General features: G+C 63.8%; 22 protein-coding genes and 2 pseudogenes. 9 read left to right on the forward strand and 15 right to left on the reverse strand.

Features of this window, described 5'->3' with window-relative positions; translation table 11 throughout:
• Positions 1-453 precede the first annotated feature (453 nt).
• From ACLMAJ_RS22090 to ACLMAJ_RS22130, 9 genes are all read right to left on the reverse strand, one after another.
• Entirely contained in the window at positions 454-618 is a 165-nt protein-coding gene (locus ACLMAJ_RS22090) for a hypothetical protein (protein ID WP_412015696.1), read from the reverse strand.
• 399 nt (positions 619-1,017) lie between these two features.
• The gene (locus ACLMAJ_RS22095; protein WP_412015697.1) at positions 1,018-1,521 is read right to left on the reverse strand and encodes a hypothetical protein; all 504 of its coding nucleotides are present in this window, start codon (positions 1,519-1,521) and stop codon (positions 1,018-1,020) included.
• Positions 1,522-1,949: 428 nt separating this feature from the next.
• Positions 1,950-2,480 (reverse strand): class I SAM-dependent methyltransferase, encoded by a 531-nt coding sequence (locus ACLMAJ_RS22100; protein ID WP_412015699.1) that lies wholly within the window; start codon positions 2,478-2,480, stop codon positions 1,950-1,952.
• 150 nt (positions 2,481-2,630) lie between these two features.
• On the reverse strand, positions 2,631-3,092 hold the full coding sequence (locus ACLMAJ_RS22105) for an aldo/keto reductase (RefSeq protein WP_412015700.1): 462 nt from the start codon (positions 3,090-3,092) through the stop codon (positions 2,631-2,633).
• Between the two features lie 16 nt (positions 3,093-3,108).
• A complete protein-coding gene (locus ACLMAJ_RS22110; protein WP_412015701.1) occupies positions 3,109-3,243 on the reverse strand; it encodes a hypothetical protein in 135 nt (44 codons plus the stop codon).
• Positions 3,240-3,785, reverse strand: coding sequence for a LeuD/DmdB family oxidoreductase small subunit (locus tag ACLMAJ_RS22115; RefSeq protein WP_412015949.1), 546 nt, complete (start codon positions 3,783-3,785; stop codon positions 3,240-3,242). Before ACLMAJ_RS22115 ends, ACLMAJ_RS22110 begins: the two co-directional genes overlap by 4 nt.
• Before the next feature lie 11 nt (positions 3,786-3,796).
• Positions 3,797-5,044, reverse strand: coding sequence for a 3-isopropylmalate dehydratase large subunit (locus tag ACLMAJ_RS22120; protein ID WP_412015702.1), 1,248 nt, complete (start codon positions 5,042-5,044; stop codon positions 3,797-3,799).
• The gene (locus ACLMAJ_RS22125) at positions 5,035-5,925 is read right to left on the reverse strand and encodes an isocitrate lyase/PEP mutase family protein (protein WP_412015703.1); all 891 of its coding nucleotides are present in this window, start codon (positions 5,923-5,925) and stop codon (positions 5,035-5,037) included. Before ACLMAJ_RS22125 ends, ACLMAJ_RS22120 begins: the two co-directional genes overlap by 10 nt.
• A complete protein-coding gene (locus ACLMAJ_RS22130) occupies positions 5,922-7,355 on the reverse strand; it encodes an MmgE/PrpD family protein (protein WP_412015704.1) in 1,434 nt (477 codons plus the stop codon). Before ACLMAJ_RS22130 ends, ACLMAJ_RS22125 begins: the two co-directional genes overlap by 4 nt.
• A gap of 537 nt (positions 7,356-7,892) precedes the next feature.
• Between ACLMAJ_RS22130 and ACLMAJ_RS22135 the strand changes: the two genes are divergently transcribed.
• Positions 7,893-8,948 (forward strand): Lrp/AsnC family transcriptional regulator, encoded by a 1,056-nt coding sequence (locus ACLMAJ_RS22135; protein WP_412015705.1) that lies wholly within the window; start codon positions 7,893-7,895, stop codon positions 8,946-8,948.
• A gap of 405 nt (positions 8,949-9,353) precedes the next feature.
• Here ACLMAJ_RS22135 and ACLMAJ_RS22140 read toward each other — a convergent pair whose 3' ends face one another.
• Together ACLMAJ_RS22140 and ACLMAJ_RS22145 are read right to left on the reverse strand one after the other, a co-directional pair.
• Positions 9,354-10,025 (reverse strand): DUF3558 domain-containing protein, encoded by a 672-nt coding sequence (locus ACLMAJ_RS22140; RefSeq protein ID WP_412015706.1) that lies wholly within the window; start codon positions 10,023-10,025, stop codon positions 9,354-9,356.
• 296 nt (positions 10,026-10,321) lie between these two features.
• A complete protein-coding gene (locus tag ACLMAJ_RS22145; protein WP_412015707.1) occupies positions 10,322-11,224 on the reverse strand; it encodes a LysR family transcriptional regulator in 903 nt (300 codons plus the stop codon).
• Positions 11,225-11,740: 516 nt separating this feature from the next.
• Here ACLMAJ_RS22145 and ACLMAJ_RS22150 point away from each other — a divergent pair.
• The 5 genes from ACLMAJ_RS22150 to ACLMAJ_RS22170 all read left to right on the forward strand — a co-directional run bounded on the left by ACLMAJ_RS22150 (position 11,741) and on the right by ACLMAJ_RS22170 (position 15,475).
• Positions 11,741-12,226, forward strand: a complete 486-nt coding sequence (locus ACLMAJ_RS22150; protein WP_412015708.1) for a hypothetical protein — start codon at positions 11,741-11,743, stop codon at positions 12,224-12,226.
• Between the two features lie 374 nt (positions 12,227-12,600).
• Positions 12,601-13,053 carry a thioredoxin gene (gene trxA / locus ACLMAJ_RS22155; RefSeq protein ID WP_412015709.1) on the forward strand — a complete coding sequence of 151 codons (453 nt, stop codon included), beginning with the start codon at positions 12,601-12,603 and terminating at the stop codon, positions 13,051-13,053.
• The gene (locus ACLMAJ_RS22160) at positions 13,050-13,316 is read left to right on the forward strand and encodes a UBP-type zinc finger domain-containing protein (protein ID WP_412015710.1); all 267 of its coding nucleotides are present in this window, start codon (positions 13,050-13,052) and stop codon (positions 13,314-13,316) included. The genes trxA and ACLMAJ_RS22160 overlap by 4 nt, the downstream gene beginning before the upstream one ends.
• Positions 13,294-15,021 carry an FAD-dependent oxidoreductase gene (locus ACLMAJ_RS22165; RefSeq protein ID WP_412015711.1) on the forward strand — a complete coding sequence of 576 codons (1,728 nt, stop codon included), beginning with the start codon at positions 13,294-13,296 and terminating at the stop codon, positions 15,019-15,021. The genes ACLMAJ_RS22160 and ACLMAJ_RS22165 overlap by 23 nt, the downstream gene beginning before the upstream one ends.
• A gap of 13 nt (positions 15,022-15,034) precedes the next feature.
• A complete protein-coding gene (locus tag ACLMAJ_RS22170) occupies positions 15,035-15,475 on the forward strand; it encodes a DUF1931 family protein (protein ID WP_412015950.1) in 441 nt (146 codons plus the stop codon).
• Positions 15,476-16,308: 833 nt separating this feature from the next.
• On the opposite strand, the gene ACLMAJ_RS22175 is transcribed toward ACLMAJ_RS22170, so the two are convergent.
• From ACLMAJ_RS22175 to ACLMAJ_RS22185, 3 genes are all read right to left on the reverse strand, one after another.
• A complete protein-coding gene (locus ACLMAJ_RS22175) occupies positions 16,309-16,608 on the reverse strand; it encodes a transposase (RefSeq protein WP_412015712.1) in 300 nt (99 codons plus the stop codon).
• The gene (locus ACLMAJ_RS22180; RefSeq protein WP_412015713.1) at positions 16,605-16,775 is read right to left on the reverse strand and encodes a hypothetical protein; all 171 of its coding nucleotides are present in this window, start codon (positions 16,773-16,775) and stop codon (positions 16,605-16,607) included. Before ACLMAJ_RS22180 ends, ACLMAJ_RS22175 begins: the two co-directional genes overlap by 4 nt.
• Before the next feature lie 419 nt (positions 16,776-17,194).
• Positions 17,195-18,049: an LLM class F420-dependent oxidoreductase gene (locus ACLMAJ_RS22185; protein WP_412015714.1), complete on the reverse strand. Its 855-nt coding sequence runs from the start codon at positions 18,047-18,049 to the stop codon at positions 17,195-17,197.
• A gap of 302 nt (positions 18,050-18,351) precedes the next feature.
• On the opposite strand from ACLMAJ_RS22185, the gene ACLMAJ_RS22190 reads away from it, so the two are divergent.
• The 3 genes and pseudogenes from ACLMAJ_RS22190 to ACLMAJ_RS22200 form a co-directional block, all read left to right on the forward strand.
• Positions 18,352-18,885, forward strand: a complete 534-nt coding sequence (locus ACLMAJ_RS22190) for a hypothetical protein (RefSeq protein ID WP_412015963.1) — start codon at positions 18,352-18,354, stop codon at positions 18,883-18,885.
• A pseudogene (locus ACLMAJ_RS22195) lies at positions 18,867-19,570 on the forward strand (aldehyde dehydrogenase family protein); the annotation flags it as partial. The gene ACLMAJ_RS22190 and the pseudogene ACLMAJ_RS22195, both read left to right, overlap by 19 nt.
• A pseudogene (locus tag ACLMAJ_RS22200) lies at positions 19,545-19,954 on the forward strand (cytochrome P450 family protein); the annotation flags it as partial. The pseudogenes ACLMAJ_RS22195 and ACLMAJ_RS22200, both read left to right, overlap by 26 nt.
• A gap of 133 nt (positions 19,955-20,087) precedes the next feature.
• Here ACLMAJ_RS22200 and ACLMAJ_RS22205 read toward each other — a convergent pair.
• Positions 20,088-21,395 carry an MFS transporter gene (locus ACLMAJ_RS22205; RefSeq protein ID WP_412015715.1) on the reverse strand — a complete coding sequence of 436 codons (1,308 nt, stop codon included), beginning with the start codon at positions 21,393-21,395 and terminating at the stop codon, positions 20,088-20,090.
• Between the last annotated feature and the right edge of the window lie 8 nt (positions 21,396-21,403).

Consider the following 21,403-nt stretch of genomic DNA (forward strand, 5'->3'; position numbering starts at 1 on the left):
AGCTCGTCGACGCCGGGAACGCCCTCGAGGCGGCCTGCCGGATCGTCATCCTCGAGGACCAGCTCGCTGAAGCCCACCGCATCAACCTCGACCTCCAGCACGCCCTCGACGCCCGCGGACCCGGCAACCCACCTGTGAGCTGATCGGTCCAGAACACCCAGCGGGGTAATCGGGGGTCCACTCTCGAGCAGTTCGCTGTCGAAAACATTCCTTTATCGGCGGTTGAACACCCTCTAACCGGCCGATCATGTCGGCCCTTCGCGCCATACTTCGGTTATGGGGTATGACCTGTGCGGTGGCGTTCTCGGGGACAGCTACATGAGCGAGGGTGGGCGAGCGTGAGCGCCGGACGCGCACGGCCGGGGCGCTACCGGTCTCCGTACTACCACGGCGTCCGCAGTGCGTCGCCGATCCCGATCCTGTGGGCGAACTTTCAGGAGTCGGGATGTAGCTTCAGGATTCGTCGAGCAGTTCGAATACCCGCACCGTTGTGGTGTCCATGTACTTCTCATACTCCTTCGGCTGATCGACCTTGAACTTCTGGCCGTCGAACTGCAGGGCGAGGTACTTCGCGTGCACCTCGGGTTCTTCCTGATTGCCCAGCTGGAGCACTGACATGAAATCAGCTGTCACGCAAGGGAAAACAGACCGCACGCATCGGCTGACAGTTCTGGATCCGTGCCCGTCAACCGGAAACCTCCGCAGCTCGACAGCCCGGTGGAAAGCCGCCGGGCGGTCTCTCACAGAGGTCAGGCAGCGAAAAGTCGCGCTAAGCGGTTTGGCTATCAGGGGTTCCCGTAGAACTCGCCGAATTTCGGGCGATTTGAGGTCTTGCCGCGAATGACGGGGTGGCAGCCGTGGTTGCGGCCTCGCTGCTGCGTGTGCCATATGCTGAGATCGAGTAGCGAAAATGCGACTTGACCAGCATATATGTCGCATTTTTCGCCGATACTACGGCGACCCGGCAGCAGTTCGAGACCGCTGCCCCTTTCGTCGTGAGCTGTTGATTGGGCCGGGCTACTGGAAGTTGTAGATGTGCTGTTCGGGCACGCAGTCGCCGTGGTTGCACGCTCGGCTGGTTTCAGTGACCTGTTTGGAGCTGAAGTCCGCGACGAAACGTGAATTGACCCAGGTACTGGTTATGCAGGACGTTTGTGACGTGCTGAGCGTGCATGTGCTGTTGGGCTCCGACTGGTTGTCACCTCCAGCGGTGGACGTTATGCGTACGGTCTGCGAGTCGTCGTTCCAGCACACGTTGTCCTTGAGCCATTGACCGGCGTTGTTCGAAGACTCGTAATTACGCCGCCAGATTTGACACTGCTCGGCTTTGGCGGCCTGGTGCCGCACGGTTGTGGGGAGTGCGGCGGCGGGGGCCGCCAGCGCCTGGCCCGCGGTGCTGGCCAAAAGGCCAAGGGCTGCGGACAGGACGGCCGCGGAGGTGACCACGATGGGGGTCTTCGATCTGTTACCACGTGCGATGCCGAGTGATATGCGGTTACGCCCCTTACGATTCCAAGTCATTCGACGACTCTAGATAGCCGATGCGGCTGAGGGGCTGTCTCGCCAAGCGTGTTGCGCCGCCTTTAACACCCGTGGCTTCAGCAACCTGGTTACGCTCGCCGATCAACCCCGAACAGGGTCTGCGGGAACATTCCAATATTTGCGCAGCCTGTCCACGATCGCGTCCGTGGTCCGCCAAGGCGTCATCTATGTGCACGACGGCCACTACGACGAACACTGAGTTCGGCGACCCGCCCAGCGCCACATCGGCCCGGGCCTGCACCAGGAACGCTCGCGACGGCTACGTCGCTGCCGCGATCGGGGCACAGCAGATTTCGACGTAACAGCCTTGACGACCCAGAATGCCTCGATTCGGTTCAGGCCAGGCGCGCGAATCCGGTAGTAGTGGTGAATGGGGGACACACAACGGCGAGCCGAAGGACGTCTCCTCAGCGGCTGGCCGTGACGAGTTGGAATGTCGCGCCGAGCCGCGCAATGTTGGACTCGGTGAATCCCGCGTTCTGGAACAGTGCGCGTAGGTCGTCGTCGGAGTACAGGCGCATGCGTCGGGCCACGGGCGGCGGGGCGACCGATGCGGGTGGATTCGGGGCGACGGTGTGCACGACGATCCGCGCGCCCGGTGCGAGTACACGCCGCAGTTCGGTGAGCGCGCGTGGGGCGTCGAGGAAGAAGAAGACGTTTGCCATTGCCGCGCAGGTGAATTGCTCATCGGGCAGGGGTAGTGCCTCAGCTGTTGCCTCAACCACCTTGAGGCGACCGTCGCGCACCGCGACGGCATTGTTCCGGGCGGTCAGCGCGACCATATCCGCGCTGTGGTCGACGGCGGTCGCACGACAGCCGGACTCGAGCGCCCACCGTACGAAGGTGCCTGCACCGCAGCCGATTTCGAGCGGGTTGTCCGCCGGTTGGAGCTCCAATGCGCTCAAAGTGTCGCTAAAGATCTTGTGGTGGGCCTTCATGTCCCGCCACCACAACCGGGCGTTTCGCCCCCTGAGACGAGACAGCATTCGGTCCGTCAGTACGTCGGCGATGTTCGGCATCGGCGAGCACCGTCCTTCCTGTTCTGGGCGTAGCCGCCAGAATTGTTTGTGCGCCTGGCTATCTGCGGCTCATGTGGGTGTGTCGGCCTGGATGCGCAGGTCACCGAATACGGTGCTGCGGGCCAGCGGCCGAGCGAGGAAATCGTGGGGGAAACCGAGTTCCACCGCGGAGGCCTGGTGCAACCGATCGAGGTGGTGGTCATCGAAAGTCACACCCAATGCGCCGAGGTTGTCGTCGAGTTGCCGGGTGGTGCGGGCTCCGATGATGGGGGCCGCGACGGCGTTGTTGCACAGCGTCCACGCCAGTGCGACCTGCGCGGGTGTGTGCCCGAGTTCGTCGGCGACCCGACCGACGACCTCGGCGATCGCCAGTCCACGCTCGGTCAGCGAGTCATTGGCCACCGCGATGCTCTTGCGTGATCCCCCGGTTGCCGTGGCATCGACGAGATCGGCACGGGTGTATTTGCCGGTCAGCACGCCGCTCGCCAAGGGGGACCAGGGAGTTACACCGAGGCCGAGTTCCCGTGCCATCGGTATCAGCTCGCGTTCAACGGTCTGCCAGGCACTGTGCCAAACGGGTGCCGACCTCGATCGGAAGGTCGTCGATGTCGTGCTCCGCGGCAAAGGCCGCCAGGGCAGCGGTGTGGTCGATACTGCCCTCACCCGTGGCTGAGCTGGTCATGCTCCTGATCCGCTGTCGACGGGGATCGCACCCGACCGCAGGATCTCGAGCGATTGGATCGGCAGGTAGCCCTGCTCGGCAAGTCGGGCGAGAACGCCTCCACTGGCCAGGATTTCGAGGAGAAGCGGAGGCAGGGGCGCTGTTGTTCCTGTGGTGCCGGTGGTTACGTTGGAGTAGACGCCGGTGGCGATGTCGAAGCTGCCGTGGTCTCCGTCGCTGTACAACGCGGTGACTCCGGGAACGGTCAGAGCCGGCAGCCCTGCGTTGACAGCGTTGCGAAAAAATAGCGAGTTGAAGTCCTCAGCAACCAGTGCGGCGACACCGAGGTGGCGGAACAGTGCAGCGACCGGACGCGAGGATCCGACGCCGAAGTTGCGTCCGGCGATGACGATGTCGCCTGGCTCGACCAAATCGGTCCACCCGGGCCGGATTTGATAGAAGACATGCTTGGCGGCTTCGGGGATGTCAAGTTTCATGGCGAAGGCGGGATACATGGCATCGGTGTCGACGGAGTCGCCGAAGACCCAGACCCGCCCCGTGATCGTGGTGGTGCTCATGCGGTCACGCTCCGGGGGTCGGTGATGTAGCCGGTGATGGCGGAGGCGGCGACGGTGGCGGGTGAGGCCATGTAGATCTCGGCCTCGGTGCTGCCCATACGTCCGGTGAAGTTGCGAGTGCTCGAGGTCAGGCACACTTCCCCAGGACCGATGACGCCCATGTGGTAGCCGAAGCAGGCACCGCAGGTCGAATTCGTCACCACCGCACCGGCGTCGGCGAGGTCCTGGAGGTAACCCAGTCGCATCGCGTCGCGGTAGACCTGTTGTGAGGCGGGGGTGATCAACAGCCGCACTCCTTGGGCGACGGACTTGCCGCGCAGGATGTCGGCGGCGATGCGGAGGTCTTCGAGTTGACCGTTCGCGCAGGAGCCGATGAAGGCTTGATCGATTTTGCGCTGTTCGATCTGAGAGACCGGCACTCCGTTGCGGCTGACGGTTCCCGGGCGCGCGACGTAGGGCTCCAACCCGGTGAGGTTGACCGTACGGGTGTCGAAGTACTCGGCGTCGAGGTCGGCATCAGCGGGTTCGTAGTCGTGCACTCCGCGTTCGGTAAGGAATTGGGCGAGGGTTTCGTCGACGCCGAAGGTGGCGAAGTCAGCCGAGATTTCCGCGGCTTGGGTGGCGATGGTGCGTCGATCGTTCAAGGGCACCGAAGCCAAGCCAGGCCCGCCGAATTCGAGGTTCTGGTTGGTGGCGTCACCGTAGGTGTTGGCGATGTAGAGGAAGACATCCTTGCCCGAAATTTCCGGCGCCAATGTGCCGGTGAGTTCGTAGCGCACGGTCGGAGCGATCTGATACCAGGTGGAGCCGGTGCACAGGATCGAATACAGCTCTGCCGGGCCCAATCCGCGGGCCGCGGTGTTGTAGGCGCCACCGGCGCAAGTGTGAGAGTCGGTGCAGGCCAGCACTTCTCCTGGGCGTGCTAGTCCGTTCTCGGCGATCACCTGGTGGCAGATCCCATGGCGACCGACATCGAAGAACTTCTCGATACCGAAGTCGGCGACGAACTTTCGTGCCTTCGGCCCGCCCTCGGCGTCTTTGAGCGAGGGGGCGGGAACGGCGTGGTCCATGATGACCGCGACCTTGTCGGGGTCATGGATTCGGCTCGGCGGGATCCACAGTGTGGCGAACTGCAGGTCGATCATGACGCACATGTCGACATCCACGGTGACGATGTCACCGGGTTTGAGCTGCTTGACGCCGGCATTGCGGGCGAGCAGGTTCTCGATCATCGTCATGCCCATGGGGTTTCGGACTCCTTCGTGCTGTAGCGCTCACCGAGCGCGGACCATTCGGCCAAGCCCACGAGGTTGAAGAACTCGGCGGGCTTGGAGGGCAGCAAGGGGGCGGGATCGCGCCCGGCGAGATCAGCGAGGCTGGTCAGCATGGCGTAGGCGGCCGCGCCCAACGGCAGTGAAGGCTGGATGGCGATGGCGTAGCCGAGTTCTTGCAGCCGCGCGGTGGATTCCAGCGGCGTCAAACCGCCGATGACCAGATTGATCAACAGCGGCGCTTTGACCTCGCGGGCGATCCTTTCGATCTCCTCGCTGCCCTGCGGTGCTTCGACGAAAATGACATCTGCCCCGACGGCGGCGTAGGCGTTCGCGCGCGCGATCGCGGCGTCGAGGCCCAGGGGGCCGCGGGCGTCGGTGCGGGCGATAATAACCAGATCCGGGTCGGTGCGGGCCTCGAGGGCGGCGGTCAGTTTGACAGCGAACTCGTCGGTGTCGATGAGTTCCTTATCCGGCAGGTGCCCGCATTTCTTGGGAAATGCTTGGTCCTCCAATTGGATCGCCGCGACTCCTGCGGCTTCGTATTGCTCCACGGTCCGGATGACGTTGAGCGGGGCGCCGTATCCGGTGTCGGCGTCGGCGATGAGCGGGATGCCATCGAGTACCCCCACCAACATCCGGGCTCGCTCGACCATTTCGGTCTGGGTCAGCAGCCCGATGTCGGGGACACCGAAACCTGAGGCTGCGACACCGGCTCCTGTCATATACGCGGCGCTGAATTCGAGTTTGCGGACCAGCGACGCCGACAAGCCGTCGAAGACTCCTGGGGCGACGACCACTTCGCCGCTGGTGATTGCCGCGCGCAGATTCCGGCGGGCTCCGTGCACTGTCATCGGTTGTGCTCCCCTTCGTCCAGGGCGCCCTCGACAGGTGCGGCGAGCAACTCGGCCAGTTCCCGGATGTCGTCCATCTGGTCCATGCCCAGCACTGCCTGCTCGATGGCGTCCAAGCGGGAGGCTTCGATCAATGGGCCGACCAGCGAGCGGTATTTGGCGACGATGTCGTCGTTGGTGACGGGGTCGTCGGGGCCACCGTGCGGTTGCACAATCCGCTTTTCCAGCACGGTCCCGTCGACAAGGGTAATGATCAGCTCGGTGGCGAAACGCTCCTGCAGGGGACCGTTCTGGATTTTCTCGTCGAGTTCGACTTCGACCTTGGCGATGAGGTCCCACACGTCATCGGCATCGAGACGCGCCTCGGTGAACTGTCTGGGCAGGACTTGGCCATCGAGTAGCGCCACCGCAGCGGCGTAGCCGAGATTCATCTGCGCGCCGATACTGGTCAGTGGCCGCTCCGGTTCCCACCAACCATGGTGGTAGACGGTATGGCCGACCCTGATTTCGACATGCGAGATCGCGGTCGGGTCGATGCTGTGTTCGCTACGCAGTTCGAGCGCGGCCTGGATGGTGCAATGCAGCCCGCCCTGGGCGGCATAGGACTTGACCATGATGAACTCGGTGTGCCAGCCCTCACCGAGACCGGCGATCACCTGCGAAGGATCCGGGTCATGGCCCTCGCCGAACACCGACAGATACCCGCCATAGGTCCGGTCGAAGACCTGTTTGATTCCGGTGTACCCTCCTGCAGCCAAGCCCGCGGCGTAGTAGCCGTTGCGGGCGGCGAAGCCGTGTTGCATGCGTTTGGACATCGCTTCGTACTGCGCGGCCATCAGGCCGCCGGACTGGGTGCCGGCCATGCCGAGTGCGTCCTCCAACTGCCCCGCACTCAGTTCTCGCAATTTTCCAGCGACCATGGCTGCTGTGTGGGTGCCGAAAACCGGGCCGCTGTGCCAGCCGCGGGAGAGCATCTGCGATCCGTGCAGTGCCAGGCCTACGCGAGGGCCGACCTCGAACCCTGCTACCGCGGCAGCCAAAGCCTGCGCGCCGGAAGCGCCACCGAGGTGATGTGCGGTCGCCAGAAGCACCGGCAGGATCAGAGAATTGCTGTGCAGCGGCGCCAATGGATGGAAGTCGTCGAGCTCGAAGCCTTGGACGAACGTGCTGTTGATCAGCACCGAGGCTGGGCCGCTGGTGGTCGAGCCGGTGCCGATCACAATGAAGTCACCGGTTCCTTCGAGGTCGAGAACAGACCTCGTCGCGACCCTCGACCATGGCAGCGCCGCCCCAACGAGTCCCGCGGCTGTTCCGTCCAGGAGCAGGTATTTGGCTCGGGTACGGACGCGTTCGGGGATGGCATCGAGCGTCAGCTGCTCAACCCACTGCGCCAGTGGCACTGTGACCCCAGAAGTAGTCGATTCGCTCATGACCTCAGTGAACGCCCTGCAATCTCGGGGTCCGGAGAATTGCGGGAAAATTCGACCACCGGCACTGCTCCGGAATGAAGTGCCGATGCCGTTCGCGCCTGATGCAAGAAATCGTCACGGATGGCGGCCGATGATGTATCGGAGGGCACAGTGGGGTGCTGTCTCGTCCCGTGCTGTGGCAGATGTGGTCGCCACCATGCGACCGCCGCTAGACGGCCCGCTTTCAACCGGACGGGTTTGAGGCACTGTCATGCCGCGCGATAGTTGGCGGCGTTTTGCCGTTGATCACGCCCAGCCGCCCGAATGCGCGCGGCGAAGCTTTCCAACAGACGACTCCAGCGGCACATACACGTTGGGTCTTCCCGATAGTCTGAGTCAGAACTTCAACCTCCCTGTGAGCTGAAAGGAAGTTCGACAAATCGCTTGGCTCGAACCGTAAACATGCGCTTCCCGCTTGGACGATGCGCGTAATCGGCGTCGCGGCGGCAAAGCTGCTGCGACGCAGGTCCGACCGCCCCCGAATCACGATGGAGCCCGGTGACCGTGAACCGACCGACGCAACGCGGCGTCGACGAAGTCGACGTCATGCTGCTGGATGCGTTGCATGCCAACCCGCGGATTAGCTTCGAGAAATTGGGGCTGATCCTGGGGATCTCCCCTGCGACCGCCGGTCGGCGGTGGCAGCGTCTGGTAGAAACCGGACGCGCGTGGGTGTCCTCGGTTCCCGGCCCCTACCTCGCATTGGTCGGCGCAGTCTACGAAGTCCGCGCCCAGCCTGGACACACCCTCGACGTGGCACGCGGGTTGTCTGTCATCCCCGAAGTCGTCAGCGTCTACGCAACCGATGGACGTTGTGACCTCACCGCACTTGTCATTGCCAGCGACATGCGGGCTCTTGGCATACTTCTGCTCGAACGACTTCCCCAGGTGCCTCGAATCGCCTCTGCCACATCGCATATAGGCCTCGAATGGCATAGCGGCGTCCACTGGCGCCTGGGCGCTATCGATACCGATCAGAAACGCTCGGTCACCGACGAGCCAGACACCAGACCACGACCGGCGATGCGTATGGGAGTTTTCGACGAGTCTGACCGCCGACTCTTCCTCGCGTTGCAAAAAGATGGCCGTGCACGGTACCGAGACCTTGCACGCGAATTGGATAGTTCCGAGCATTTGATTCGGCGCCAACTCGAAACCTTGACAAAGCGCGGAATGCTCAATTTTCGTACCGATTTCGCGCGGACAGAAGGTGGCTGGCCAGCTGAGTTCGTACTGTGGTTAGAGGTTCCACACCATAAACTCGCAGATGTCGGCGCAACGATAGGAAGGTGGTCGGCAACTCGAATCTGTTTGTCGACCGTCGGCACCGCAAATCTGATGGTTATGTCTCAGGTGCATCATGTTCGCAATTTGTGTGACATTCTCGACCAAATTCGCAACGACTTGCCTCGTGTGACAGTAGTTGACCAACAACTCATCTTGCGCCCCCTCAAGACTTGGGGCCGTGTTCTGGACGTCAATGGACATGCGCAGGGCATTGTGCCTGTCGATCCCTGGGCATCGACGGGGGTTGACCAGGAGCCAACCCGATAGTTACCGCCGCGGACAGTCTCGGTCGGGGGGCCGACGCGACAGGGAATCGGCTCCCCGTCAGACCTGAGCGCGCCAGAATATAGAGCGATGCCCGGCACGGGGGTGTCCAATCTCCGTATGATTGACCACCAGGATCGTTTCAGGGTCGGCATTGAACAGGCGGGCGAACAGCTCCGGGCTGGGCGGTAGCCGCAGTGACGTCCCTGCAGGTGGTGATCTGGGAATTCATTCTTGAATCTCCGTCATAAAACCTAAGACTCGCAAAGATATGTTCGGACTCGCCCAGTGGATAGCGCTCCGAACGAACGTACGTACGCACATGCCGATGAGCGGTCGAATCGGCCCTTTGATCCGTGGGTTCACGCAGCAGAACTGGCAGGACCATTGCACCCGAGCGTTAGTGCGTCAGGGTATGTGGTTGAGCAGGGAGTTGGCGATGCGCTGGGCATCGTCGCAGGAGTTGAATCCGTCGGTGCCGCCCTGAGGGTTCCAGATTCGTGACGCCAAGAGCAAAATGTCACCACCGAAAGACGCTGGTACCGCGATGTAGCACCCGAGCTTGTGAGTGTCTTGCGCCGCACGGAATTGCTGAGATTTACGGCCGGCCACCGTGACCGAACTGAAGTCGACGTACTTACCGGTCTGGCGCAGCTCACCTACCGGCATGCCGTAGGCCGTGACGTAGAACTCGAGCGCGTTGTCGGCGGTCTTCCATTTGCAGGACTTCTCGGTGGGGAAACCGGGATTCGAGATCGGTTGCTCGCTGGCGACGTTCAAGCCCGCATTCGCGAGCGCGGAATCGGTAGTGTCACAAGGGTTCCAGCTGCCGACGGGCCGATCCGTGTCGGTGCCCGGCGCCGCCGTCGTGGACTCGGACGCGACGGTCGTCGCCGGGGCTGGAACCGATGTCGGCGCCGCTGTGGTCGCGGTGACTGCATTGGCCGAGGTGACCGTGTTGTTCGGGGTGCTCGGCGCGGACGTGCTGTCGTTCGAGGCGGGACCACATCCGGCAAGCAGCAGTGCGGCACCGAGTGCCATCGTTGCGACGCTGATCGATCGCGTTGTCGTACGACTCATGAATGCATATTCGCGCCTCGGAACAGGTTGTTACACAGGATCATTGCAGAGCTGAAGGCATCAGAAGGTCAGCGGTCCACGTGTTCCGCCGCCAAAAGGTGCTGATCATCTCCGACTAGCCGGCTATCTGCGCGCCGCTTACGGGTCGAGCCGAGCAGATCGGACCGCGGCCGGCCGGCGAGGTCGTGTCGGCCATTCAGCAAGATCGCCGTCGTCGTCATCACCGCGAACTCCGCCGGGCGCAAGGTCTTCGGCCTCGCCACCGCAGACGTCCGTCTCGCTTGACCTCTTGCGCGTCAATCCGGCAGCCAGTGCAGCTCGTGCGCCAGGGTTTTGGCGACGGCACGGATGCGGCGGTGTAGTGGCGACTGCTCGCGTGGGAGGACCAGGTGGATCGTCAGGCTGGGCGCGCCCCGCAGCGGTCGCCAGGTGAGACCGGCCGGTGCTGCCGTGACCGCGGCTTCTCCGGCCGGAGCGAGGGTGACCCCGTCGCGCAGGTCGCGCTGAGACATGTCGAAAGAGACTGCGGGCGTGCGGAATCGGGGGTTCGGCCGGGTGTCGCGGAACAGCGCGGACAGCTGATCGTGGATCACGGGGTTGGCCGTACGGTCGGGGAGTCGCAGCGGATACGCGGCCGCATCGGCGATCTCGATCTCCGGGTGTTCGGCCAGCGGATGATGCTGCGCCAATTGGACCCCGACGCGCACACGCCGCAGCAGAAACCGGCGCACGCCACGACCCGGCTGTTCACCGCGGGTGATCCCCGCATCGATGCGGCCGTCGGCGACCGCGGGGGAGATCTCCGGTGTCGCCATCGGGACCGCGCCGACCTCGAGTCCCGGGCTGCTGCGAATGAGCCTGTCCACCAGGGCCGGTGCCGTCTCGGCCCCCGCGCTGAGGCTGTATCCGATGCGCAGCGTGCCCAGTTCACCGGCCCCCGCATCCCGGGCGGTGTCCCATGCCCGGTCCAGCGCCGCCAGCGCGGGCGGCGCGGACTCCGCCAAAGCCGCACCGGCCGTGGTCAATACGACGCTACGCGTGTTACGAACCAGCAGGCTCGTACCGAGTTCCGCCTCCAATCGGCGCATCCGGGCACTGAGTGCGGGCTGCGCGATACCGATCCGTGCGGCCGCGCGGGTGAAGTTCAACTCCTGCGCCAGCACCAGGAAGTACCGCAGGCTCACCGTATCCGGCGCCACGTGCCCTCCTTGTCGATTGATAACGATCCGTTCTGAGCCTATCCCGTCCCGGTCTTTCCCTCGACCACACATCAAGCCCTAACCTGCGCATATGACGATTCAACCGACCGAATCCCGTACCTAGCGATGCAGGAGGCAGTCATGCATTGCGATCTGGCAGCCACTCTTGGAAGCGGCCGGCGGCGTCGCTCCGAACGGGTCTGTGCAGGGCGAGGTCGGACGCACGGGGACGGTTGCTAGCCGCAAAATCTTGAGTACGTTGGACCGGGCTCTGGGGTGATGACGCCGTCATCACCCGGCATCCCGATCCATGCGCTGACCGCGTGATGACAGTGTCATCAGCAGAATGGTATCTTCTGTCGCGAAATGTAGTGGCACGTCGTGAAACGGCGGTTGAGCGGCGGCGTTGCGCAGCGGTCACTTCGCTGACCTGGCCGTTGATGGGATGCTGTAAGGGGTTCGAATCCCCTTAGCTCCACAGAAACACCAGCGTCGCCGAAGGCAGCCCGCGAGGACGTGGTCAGCGGCGAAATGCGCCCAACAATGGGGCGCACTCCGAAAGGCGCCGCCTCGCCGACGCAAGTCATCGACGTGATCGCCCAAGTGCAGCACGGCGACCCAGAAACTTCATCAAGAACTGCCGTCGAGTATGGCTCTACCGATCCCCGATCCCCGATCCCCGATCCCCGATCCCCGATCCCGATCGTAATGGACCAAGATCCGTGGCATACGCAGGTGCATGAACACGTCAAAGCTAATGGCTTGGTGCTCACGTTTTATGAAACTTTCAACGATGAAGCCATGATGTTCGGTTCTGGAATTTGTGAAGTCTACTTACTGCCCGAAAAGAGGGGTGTGACTTTCAACGATTGGGAATCCGCCGACGGCGCGGGCGTACAGCTCAAGGCATGCCCATTCTGTGATCACTGGCATGATCCCGATGCGGTCCACTTCTCAACTGAACCCGGCGACTGCTCGGACTGTATGGGATTGCACCGCTAGAGAATAGGGCATAATCCCCAATCCGGCACATAAGCCCCGCTGGCAAGTGGCATTATTATGTCTAATGCGAGGGCCTTTAGAACATCTCTTGTGTGAACTCGTTAAGGTGCGTTTCCAACGATTTCAGTCGACCTGCCCCGCTAGCAGCAGGTCGACTGATACTCGGTGACAGCAGGGGTAGAATCTGAAACGCAGACCCAGCGCGGCCGCTGCGACAGTACATCGCCCACGAGGTCGAAAACCAATATAGGTCGTGCGCTGTTGCGCGGCGAGATCGAACCGGGTAGCACCATCCGTGTCACGGTGGACGGCGGCGAGTTCGCCGCCGTGTATGCGGAACCCGCCGTCGCGGCGGCCTGAGGAGAGGTGCCGTCATGGGATCCGAAAAGGTGAAATGCCCGAACTGCGGCAAGGTCAACAAGGTAGCGGCGGCCGGGGAAGGAAAACCGCGCTGCGGGAACTGCCACGAACCGCTGCCCTGGATCGCCTCGGCAGGGGACGACGACTTCGCGGAGGTCGCCGAGAAATCCTCGGTGCCAGTGCTCGTCGACCTCTGGGCGACGTGGTGCGGCCCGTGCCGCATGGTCAGTCCGGCGCTCGAGCAGCTCGCCAGGGAACGCGCGGGTCAGATCAAGCTGGTGAAGATCGACGTGGATGCTGCGCCCACGACGGCCGAACGGTTCACCGTCCGCGCCGTACCGACTCTGCTGGTGATGGACCGGGGCGAGGTTCTGGCTCGTCAGGCGGGCGCCGCTCCGGTACCACAACTGCGCACATGGCTCGATCAGGCGCTCTCGGAAAATGCAGGCAAGGAGACGAAGTCATGACTTCTGTGCATGTGGACCCACACGTGACCGCGATCCGGCCCGTCGTACCCCGGACTCTGCAGGGCTGCGAGGAATGTCTTCGCCTCGGCACCCCGTGGGTACATCTGAGGCTGTGCCTGACGTGCGGACACGTTGGTTGCTGCGACTCCTCGCCGGGCAAGCACGCGAGCGCGCACGCTCACGCCATCGGCCATCCGATCGTCCAGTCGATGGAGCCAGGTGAAGATTGGCGCTGGTGTTATGTCGACCAGAACTTCGTCTGAGGACGCCGCTCCCATCCGCGACATTCCGCCGGTCGACGACGAGACTCCGGATGAGCTGGGAGCATTCCCGCGGCTGACGGGCGACCAGGTCGCGACGCTCGAGGTCGGTGGCACGCGTCGATCGGTTCGCACCGGCGAGGTGCTGATCCGAGAGGGCGAACCCAGCAACGACTTCTTCGTCATCCTCTCGGGCAAGGTCGCGATCATCGACGAGGGCGACGGCGATGGCGAACGCCGGATACTGCGCGTGCACGGTCCCGGCCGATTCCTGGGCGAGCTCGGGTTGCTGGAAGGCCAGGTCGCGTTCTTCACCGCCGAGGCGATCGAGGGCGGCGAGATGCTCGTCGTCCCGGCCGAGCGGGTGCGCGAGCTGGTTTCCCAAGATCCCGTGCTCAGCGATCTGATCCTGCGCGCCTACCTGGTGCGGCGGCACCTGTTGATCGGGCTTGGTTCGGGGTTCCGGATCATCGGCTCCTGCTATTCACCCGATACGTTGCGGCTTCGGCAGTTCGCCATGCGAAACCGATTGCCCCACAGATGGATCGATGTGGAGCAGGACGAACGGGCGGAGCAGCTGCTGCGCAGCCTGAACGTCGCCCCCGAGGACACTCCCGTCGTGATCTGGCACGGCGAGAAGGTGCTGCGCAATCCGACGAATGCGGAACTCGCCCGCATCGTCGGGCTTCCGGTCCCGAACTCGGTCCGGGACGCGGCCCAGAACGTGTGCGACCTCGTCGTGGTGGGAGCGGGACCGGCCGGTCTGGCCGCGTCCGTGTACGGCGCCTCGGACGGGTTGAACACGGTGACACTGGAGTCGTTCGCCGCAGGTGGCCAGGCCAGTACCTCCTCCCGGATCGAGAACTACCTGGGCTTCCCGGCAGGGATCTCCGGCGCCGAATTGGCGGAGCGGGCCGTGATCCAGGCCGGGAAGTTCGGCGCCCGCATCCTGGTGTCGGCGGAGGTGACCGGTTTGGGGTTCGAGGACGGGCACCACGTGCTCCGGCTGGCAGACGGCGGCACGGTTCGCGGCCGGGCCGTCGTGCTCGCCACCGGGGCGCGATACCGCAAGTTGGCGGTTCCAGGGATCGAGGTACTGGAGGGGACGAGCGTGTATTACGCCGCAACCCATCAGGAAGCGCGGATGTGCGGCACCGACCCTGTGGCCATCGTCGGCGGTGGCAACTCCGCCGGACAGGCCACCGTATTTCTCGCGGACCGTGTTTCCCACGTTCACCTGCTCATCCGCGGCGGTGACCTCGCAAAGAGTATGTCCCGGTACCTCGTCGACCAGATCGAGGGCCATCCGCGCGTGACCGTCCACCGGAAGACCGAGATTCGCGAGGTCCACGGTGAGAAGTACCTCGACGAGATTGTGGTCGAGAACAATCACACGGGCGAACAGGACACCCTCCGGGTACACGCCCTGTTCGTCTTCATCGGGGCGGTGCCGCACACCGGGTGGCTGGCCGACACGATTGCACTCGACGACCACGGCTTCGTCCTCACGGGCGTGGACGCGGTCCACGCCCGTGAGGACGGCAACCGGCGGATCGGCGACCGGCCGTCGAGGCCGCTCGAAACCGGCCTGCCCGGCCTGTTCGCTGCGGGCGACGTCCGCAACGGGTCCGTGAAACGGGTCGCATCCGCTGTCGGTGAGGGAGCGATGGCGGTTCGCCAAATCCATGAATACTTCGACAGGAGCTGACGACATGCCAGTGATGGGTACCGTGAAATTCCAGCAATTCTTCCGGGCAGCGGCCGGCCTGCGAGTCGACCGGAACGACCTCAAGCGCTATACGGATTTCATCGACGACAAGATCTACGATCTGATCCTCATCGGCAAGGCCTCGGCAAAGGCAAACCTGAGGGACGTGATCGAACCGTGGGACCTGCCGATCACCAAGGGACTGCAGGAGAGCATCCACCGGTTCGAGAAACTGGACCAGGAGATCGAACTACAGTCTGTGCTCGATCAACTGACGGCCCGGCCGCCGTTGGACGTGGCCCTCTCCGAGGCGACCGAGCAGCGACTGCCGCTGATTGCCGGGGGCTTGAGCGTGGCGCTGGCGCACACATTCGTCACGATCGAACCGGACCGTAAGAACCCCGGGACCGCCGAATGGAACATCGCCTTCGACGTCTTCCATCTCCTGCTCTGACCACGGCCCGGGGCCCAGCGAACCAGTAGATCGCCGCTGGCCGCGGCGGCTCATTCGCTGCGAAATAGCCTGCGTAGGGGAAGTCATCCGGCCCGCGCACCGCCACCGTGTTTTGGTCGACGCCCATCCGCTCCAATAGCTCCTGGGCGTTGATCTGACGCGCGAAGGTGAGGTTGACCAGCGGCAGATCCGTGTCGTACAGCCACTCGAGGCCACCGGTCGTGGTGTTCACGATGCCCCCGGTTCGTTGACCGCGATCAAGGTCGGGAAACACAGTCCATGATCATGAAACCAGGCGTCGTCATCAGCTGAAGCAGTCACAGCGGCTGCCACTGCCACGAGCCACCGACATACATGGCCGGGGCCGCCCGGGACCGTCGTCTAGTAGCGACGGCTACTCCGGCGGACAAGCCGGTTCCACGCGCCGGGCTGTTGCGGGACTCGATGGAAGTCCAACGTCCGCTCATCAGCGTAAGTGGTTTTGTGTCAAGCGGTTCGGTCGGTGCCTCGCCCGTCGTCTTCCCTGCATAGCAGTGATGGGGTTGATCCCAGCAGCGTGCAATCGGGTTGAGGTGACGACGGGCGGGGCCGCCCATGATTTCCGGCGAGATCACGGTGTGTCTCTATGCCGCGTGGGGCTCGCCCCGACCGACCACTCGATGGTCGCCGAAAGGTTCAGGAGGCCACCGGGATTAGGGGTCGTGTGCCGTGAGTTGCGGTCTGTGGATCCCAGCGTTGACCGGTGGTGACGACGGCATGCAGGTGGCGCAAGATCGTCGCGGCGATCGCGGCTTGGGCTTGGGTAGGGGTGAGTTTGTTGGTTTCGCGCCCGGTCAGGTGCTGGTAACGGGCGGCATAAACGGGGTTGGCGCGTTTGGCGCGCCCCACACTGCCCGCCACGCGGCTAGGCGCAGGGCGGGTCGGCCTTGGCCGGTGAGTTTGGTGCGGCCGGTGAACGCGCCCGAGAGTTTCTCTCGTGGTGCCAGCCCTGCGTGTTCGACCACGGCGCGGGCTGTGGCGAAGCGGGAGGGGTCGCCGGTTTCGGCCAGGATCGCCGCAGCCCCGACCGCGGAGAGTCCGGTGCTGGAGGTGACCAGGTCAGTGAGTCGAAGGTCGTTGAGCACGTTGATCATTCGAGTCTCGGTGTCGGTGAGTCGTCGTTGGTTTTCGACCCAGTCGCCCAGTGCGGTTGGTGCTCGATGATGCCCGCACCCGCCACCCGGTTCAGGAAATGCTGCAACCCGTCCGGCTTCACCACCCCCGCGGCGTCGGCCAGCTGCCACGAGTTCTTGCGCTCCACCGGCCCGAGCTACCCGTCAGATACGCCCGCGCCGACCGGCGCGGCTCCACCCGACCGAACACCTCGTCCAAACCCACACGCGCGACGAAACTGCCTCAGCCACAACATCATTCAACACCGCCCAAACAACAACGAGAATGAAACAACTTGCAGCACAACGAAATACAACTGTCCCAACAAGGCTCGTACCGATGCGCACCGCTTCTATGAACGGCTCGGGTTCAAGGCGACGCATGACGGGATGAAGCTCTTCCTCGGCTGACGTTGGATCGGCGATGTGCGCCGGGCAAGCAGGTTCTGGTCCCGGTGAACACCAATTTCGCCACGGCGGCGGCGTTCCCGCGGGTGGGAGTGCGCCCGACGACCCGCGCCGCCGGTGACCAGCAACCGAATGGTCAAACCCCAACCGAGCGGGATGCTCAGCCCTTCGGCGCCAGCCCCAACGGACCGGCCAGCTCGGCCAGTGCGGGGACCAGATGGTCGGGCCCGGTGAGGACCTGGATCGCGACGTGGTCCGCGCCGGCGTCGAGATGTTCGTTCAGCCGCGCCGCAATGGCATCGACGGTGCCATAGGCGATGAGGGCATCGATAAGGCGATCGCTGCCGGGACGTGCCACGTCCTCATCGGTGAAACCCAACCGCTTCCAGTTGCTCACATAGTTGGTCAGGTTGAAGTAGATGTCGAGCGCCTTGCGGCCGATGGCCCGGGCCTTCTCGGCGTCGGTGGTCAGCACCACTTTGTGCTCGGGCGCGAGGAGTGCCGACGGTCCTATCAGCTTCCGGGCCTGCGCGGTGTGTTCCGGCGTCGTCAGGTAAGGATGGGCGCCGGCGCTGCGGCGGGCGGCCAGCTTCAGTACCCGCGGCCCCAGCGCGGCGACGACTCGCCGGTTGACCGGGACGCCTTGCTCGTCGAGTTGGTCGAGGTAGTCGACGAGCGCGTCGTAGGGCTTGCGGTATTCGGCTTGGGCTTCGGGATGTCCCACACCGATCCCGAGCAGGAACCGGCTGGGATAGGCGTGCTCGATGCGGTGGAAGGACTCGGAGACCGGCTTGGCGGCCGCGGTCCAGATGTTGACGATGCCGGTGGCGACCTGCAGTCTCGTGGTCTGCTCGAGAAGGGGCTCCACCCAGTCCAGCTCTGCCGGCGGGGAACCGCCGACCCAAACGGCGCCGTAGCCCAGCGCCTCGATGTTCTTCGCCTGCTCTGGTGTTACTCCGCGACTAAATGATCCGAAGTGGCCGAGGCCGGGTTTCGTGCCGGTTGGGTACGTCATCGTTCCTCCAACCTCGCGTCAGGTTTGGGTAGTCCCCGTTGGCGATGATCAGTGTGTTCTCATAACGCATGTCAGGTGGCGAGACTTTACCCAGGTCGAGAAGACCCTCTGGGCCGGGCTCGAGGAGGGCGCTGTGCTGGATCATCGCTGCTTCCTCCGTCGGGTCGAGGCGCTGCGGTCGGCCCGATACGCGGGCTTCTAGTTCCGCTTGGGTCGGGTCCTACTCGGACGGGTCGGGCGGTCGCCAGCCTCCACACCCCCAGCATACTCATAGCAAACGCTTGAAGATCGATACTTCGCCAATGCCACGATCCGAATCGAGGACCTCCGATGACCCGGCCTGCCGTAGCCGCCCGACAGCACAAGATTCGGGTGAACTCGGTCCACCCAGGCCTGATTCGCACCCACGGCTGACCAACGCGCACGCTGATTCCGCGCGCGCCCCGGTCGACGTGCCGATGTTGACTGCGTGCACTGGCGCGCTGACCCGAAAAGCCATGCGCCGGTGCGGCTTCCGCATTCGCTCGCTGGCGACGCACGCCGATGTCGACCGCTTCGAGGACGCTGTTCTTGGGGCGACGGCCATGGCGAATTGGTATCCCTTCTGCATCGGGGTGAGGTCGGCTCAGCTGGCGGCGGCCTCTGGCCAAAGCGGCCGTGCGAACCCGTGGGTGATCGGAGTGACGGTGGCGTGGGCGCGGGGTCGGCGTGCGATCGCGGTGTCGGTGAAATCGCAGGTGACGGTCTCGGTGGGGGCCACCCGGGTGATGCCAGTCCTGGACGTAGTAGCTGGTATCGAGGCCACAATTGGCCTGCGCGAGCAGGCGAACGGTTGATCCCTTGCAGTGTCGAACTGGGCGGCAAGGACGCCGCGATCGTCCTCGCCGACGCCGATCTCGCCCGTGCCGCCAACGGCATCGCGTGGGGCGGTCTGGTCAACTCCGGCCAGGCCTGCATCTCCGTCGAGCGGGTGTACGTCGAGGCGCCGGTCTATGACCAGTTCATCGCGCTGCTGACCGAACGGGTCGTGGCGGTCCGACAGGGAATCGACGACGGCTCGTACTCGGCAGATGTCGGTGCCATGGCCACCGAGCAGCAGGTCGAGATCGTCCGCAGCCACGTTCAGGATGCCGTCGCGCGCGGTGCGCGAATAGTGACCGGCGGCAACGCCATCGGTCCGGTGCGTTCTTCGAACCCACGATTCTCGTCGACGTCGACCACTCGATGGCATGCATGCGCGAAGAGACGTTCGGACCGACGATCCCGGTGATGAAGGTGGCCGACGCGGAAGCGGCGATCCGGCTGGCCAACGACAGCGAGTACGGGCTGTCCGCGACCGTGTGGACGAAAGACTGTGACCGTGGACAAGCCATCGCGCGCAGGCTCGAGGTCGGGTCCGTCAACATCAACGACGCCTACGCCAATCTATTCTGCTTCGCGCTGCCACACGGGGGTTGGCAGAACTCCGGTCTCGGCGCCAGGCTCGGTGGCGCGCAGGGCTTGCGGAATACTTCTCGACGGTAGCTTTTCGACCCGGGATGCTCTCGATGAGGTGCTGTTCAACAATCCGCCGATGGCGAACTACTGCATCAGATATCCGCGCCAGCCGATTCTGGTCGACGATGTCTGGTTGCCCGCGCATCAGCCGGTGCTGATTAGTACGGCCGCCTGTAACAACGGTCCGGCCGTCCGGTCCGGAAATGTCACCGATAATCGGTCGCATCTGGCGGTCGGCACGGGCACGCACGCCTGCCCGGCTCGCCCGATGGCGGTACTGATCGTTCAGGATGCCATTGATCAGCTGCTCGACGCGCTTCCGGAAATGGAATTGGCGGTACCCCGGGAAGAACTGCAGTGGCGACCGGGCCCGTTCATCGGTCGCTGGTCTCCTTGCCGGTCACCTTTGCGGACGATGTCACCGCGCGAACTTGCAGGGGTGAACGCAAGGGTCGCCGCAACCTCTCGCATCGAGAGTGTTGCGACGACCGCATGAACCAAGGAGCCGGGGGCCGCGAAGTGCAGGCGAGTACCGCAGCTGTTATGTCGTCACGGTGACTTCGTCCTCGGTCGCCGGTCGTTGCGGCCGGTTGGTCAGCGGCGGACGTGGTGGCTCCTTGGCGAACAGCAGCATCGCTGCCGAACCGATCAGGCACAGTGCCGCCATGATGATGAATCCACCGTCGTAGGTGCCCGTTCGAGCAACGATGAATCCCATGACCGAGGGGGCGATGATCCCGGCGAGCGCGAAACACGCATCCGCGAATCCTGCGGCAGTGCCGGGCTGGCTAGGTGCGGCGTCGATCGAGGCCACCCACCATATTCCGCCGGTGATGAATCCGAAGCCGACGCCGGCCGAGATACAGATCAGTGCGACCGTGAGATTGCCGGGGAAGAAAAGTATCGGAGTGATCGAGGCGCCTGCGAGAAGCAGCGCCACACCGATGATGACGAAGCGCGACCGGATGCTGTGTGTGCGCTTGTAGACGCGGTCGACGATGACTCCGCCGGCGAGTGCTCCGACGACACCGGCCGCCCAGGGTGCGACCGAGAATGCGCCGACAGCCTTGATGGACAGACCGAATGAGTGTTGCAGGTATTGCGGGAGCCAATACATGAATGCCCAGAACATGAATCCCCAGGAGAAGTAGCCGAAGCCGACGAGCCAGAGGTTGCGGTTACGCAGAATCGCGCCCCAGTCGACGCTCGACTCATGGCCGCTGTCTTCGCCCTCGGTCTGCCCTGCTCGGATATATCGCAGCTCTTCGTCCGAGACGAAGGACGCCTCTTTCGGTGAGTTTCTCAGATAGGGGAAGGCCACCAGAACCCAGACGATTCCCAAGACCGCGAGAACCCAAAACATGCCCTTCCAGCTGGTCAAAGCAATCAGCTGGGTGAGGATGGGACCGCCGACGAGCAGGCTGCCCGAGACAGCTACACCACCGATGAGTGCGAGTGCCTTGCCCCGCTCGTGTGCGGGTAGCCACCGACTCGCAACTCGGGTCGCAGCCGGGAAGCAGGGAGCTTCACCCGATCCGAGGAGGATTCGCAGCAGAATGAGACCGAGGAATCCCCCGGCGAACGGGGTTAATGCGGTAGCCGCGGCCCAGATGAACATTCCCACGATGAGGACACGTCGTGAGCCGAAACGATCGACCAACGGTCCGGACAGCAGCGCGAAAAGCATGTAGCCGATCGAGAATGCGGAACTGATGAAGCCATATTGGCCGGGCGTGATTCCGAATTCTTGTTTCAGATCACTGGCAGCGTACGAGATGGCGCTGCGATCAATGTAATTCACCACCACCAGGCCCAGAATGATGGCGATGGTCAGCCAACGCGATTTCATAGCGAACT

Source organism: Nocardia arseniciresistens (assembly GCF_046764875.1).
Lineage (GTDB): Bacteria > Actinomycetota > Actinomycetes > Mycobacteriales > Mycobacteriaceae > Nocardia > Nocardia arseniciresistens.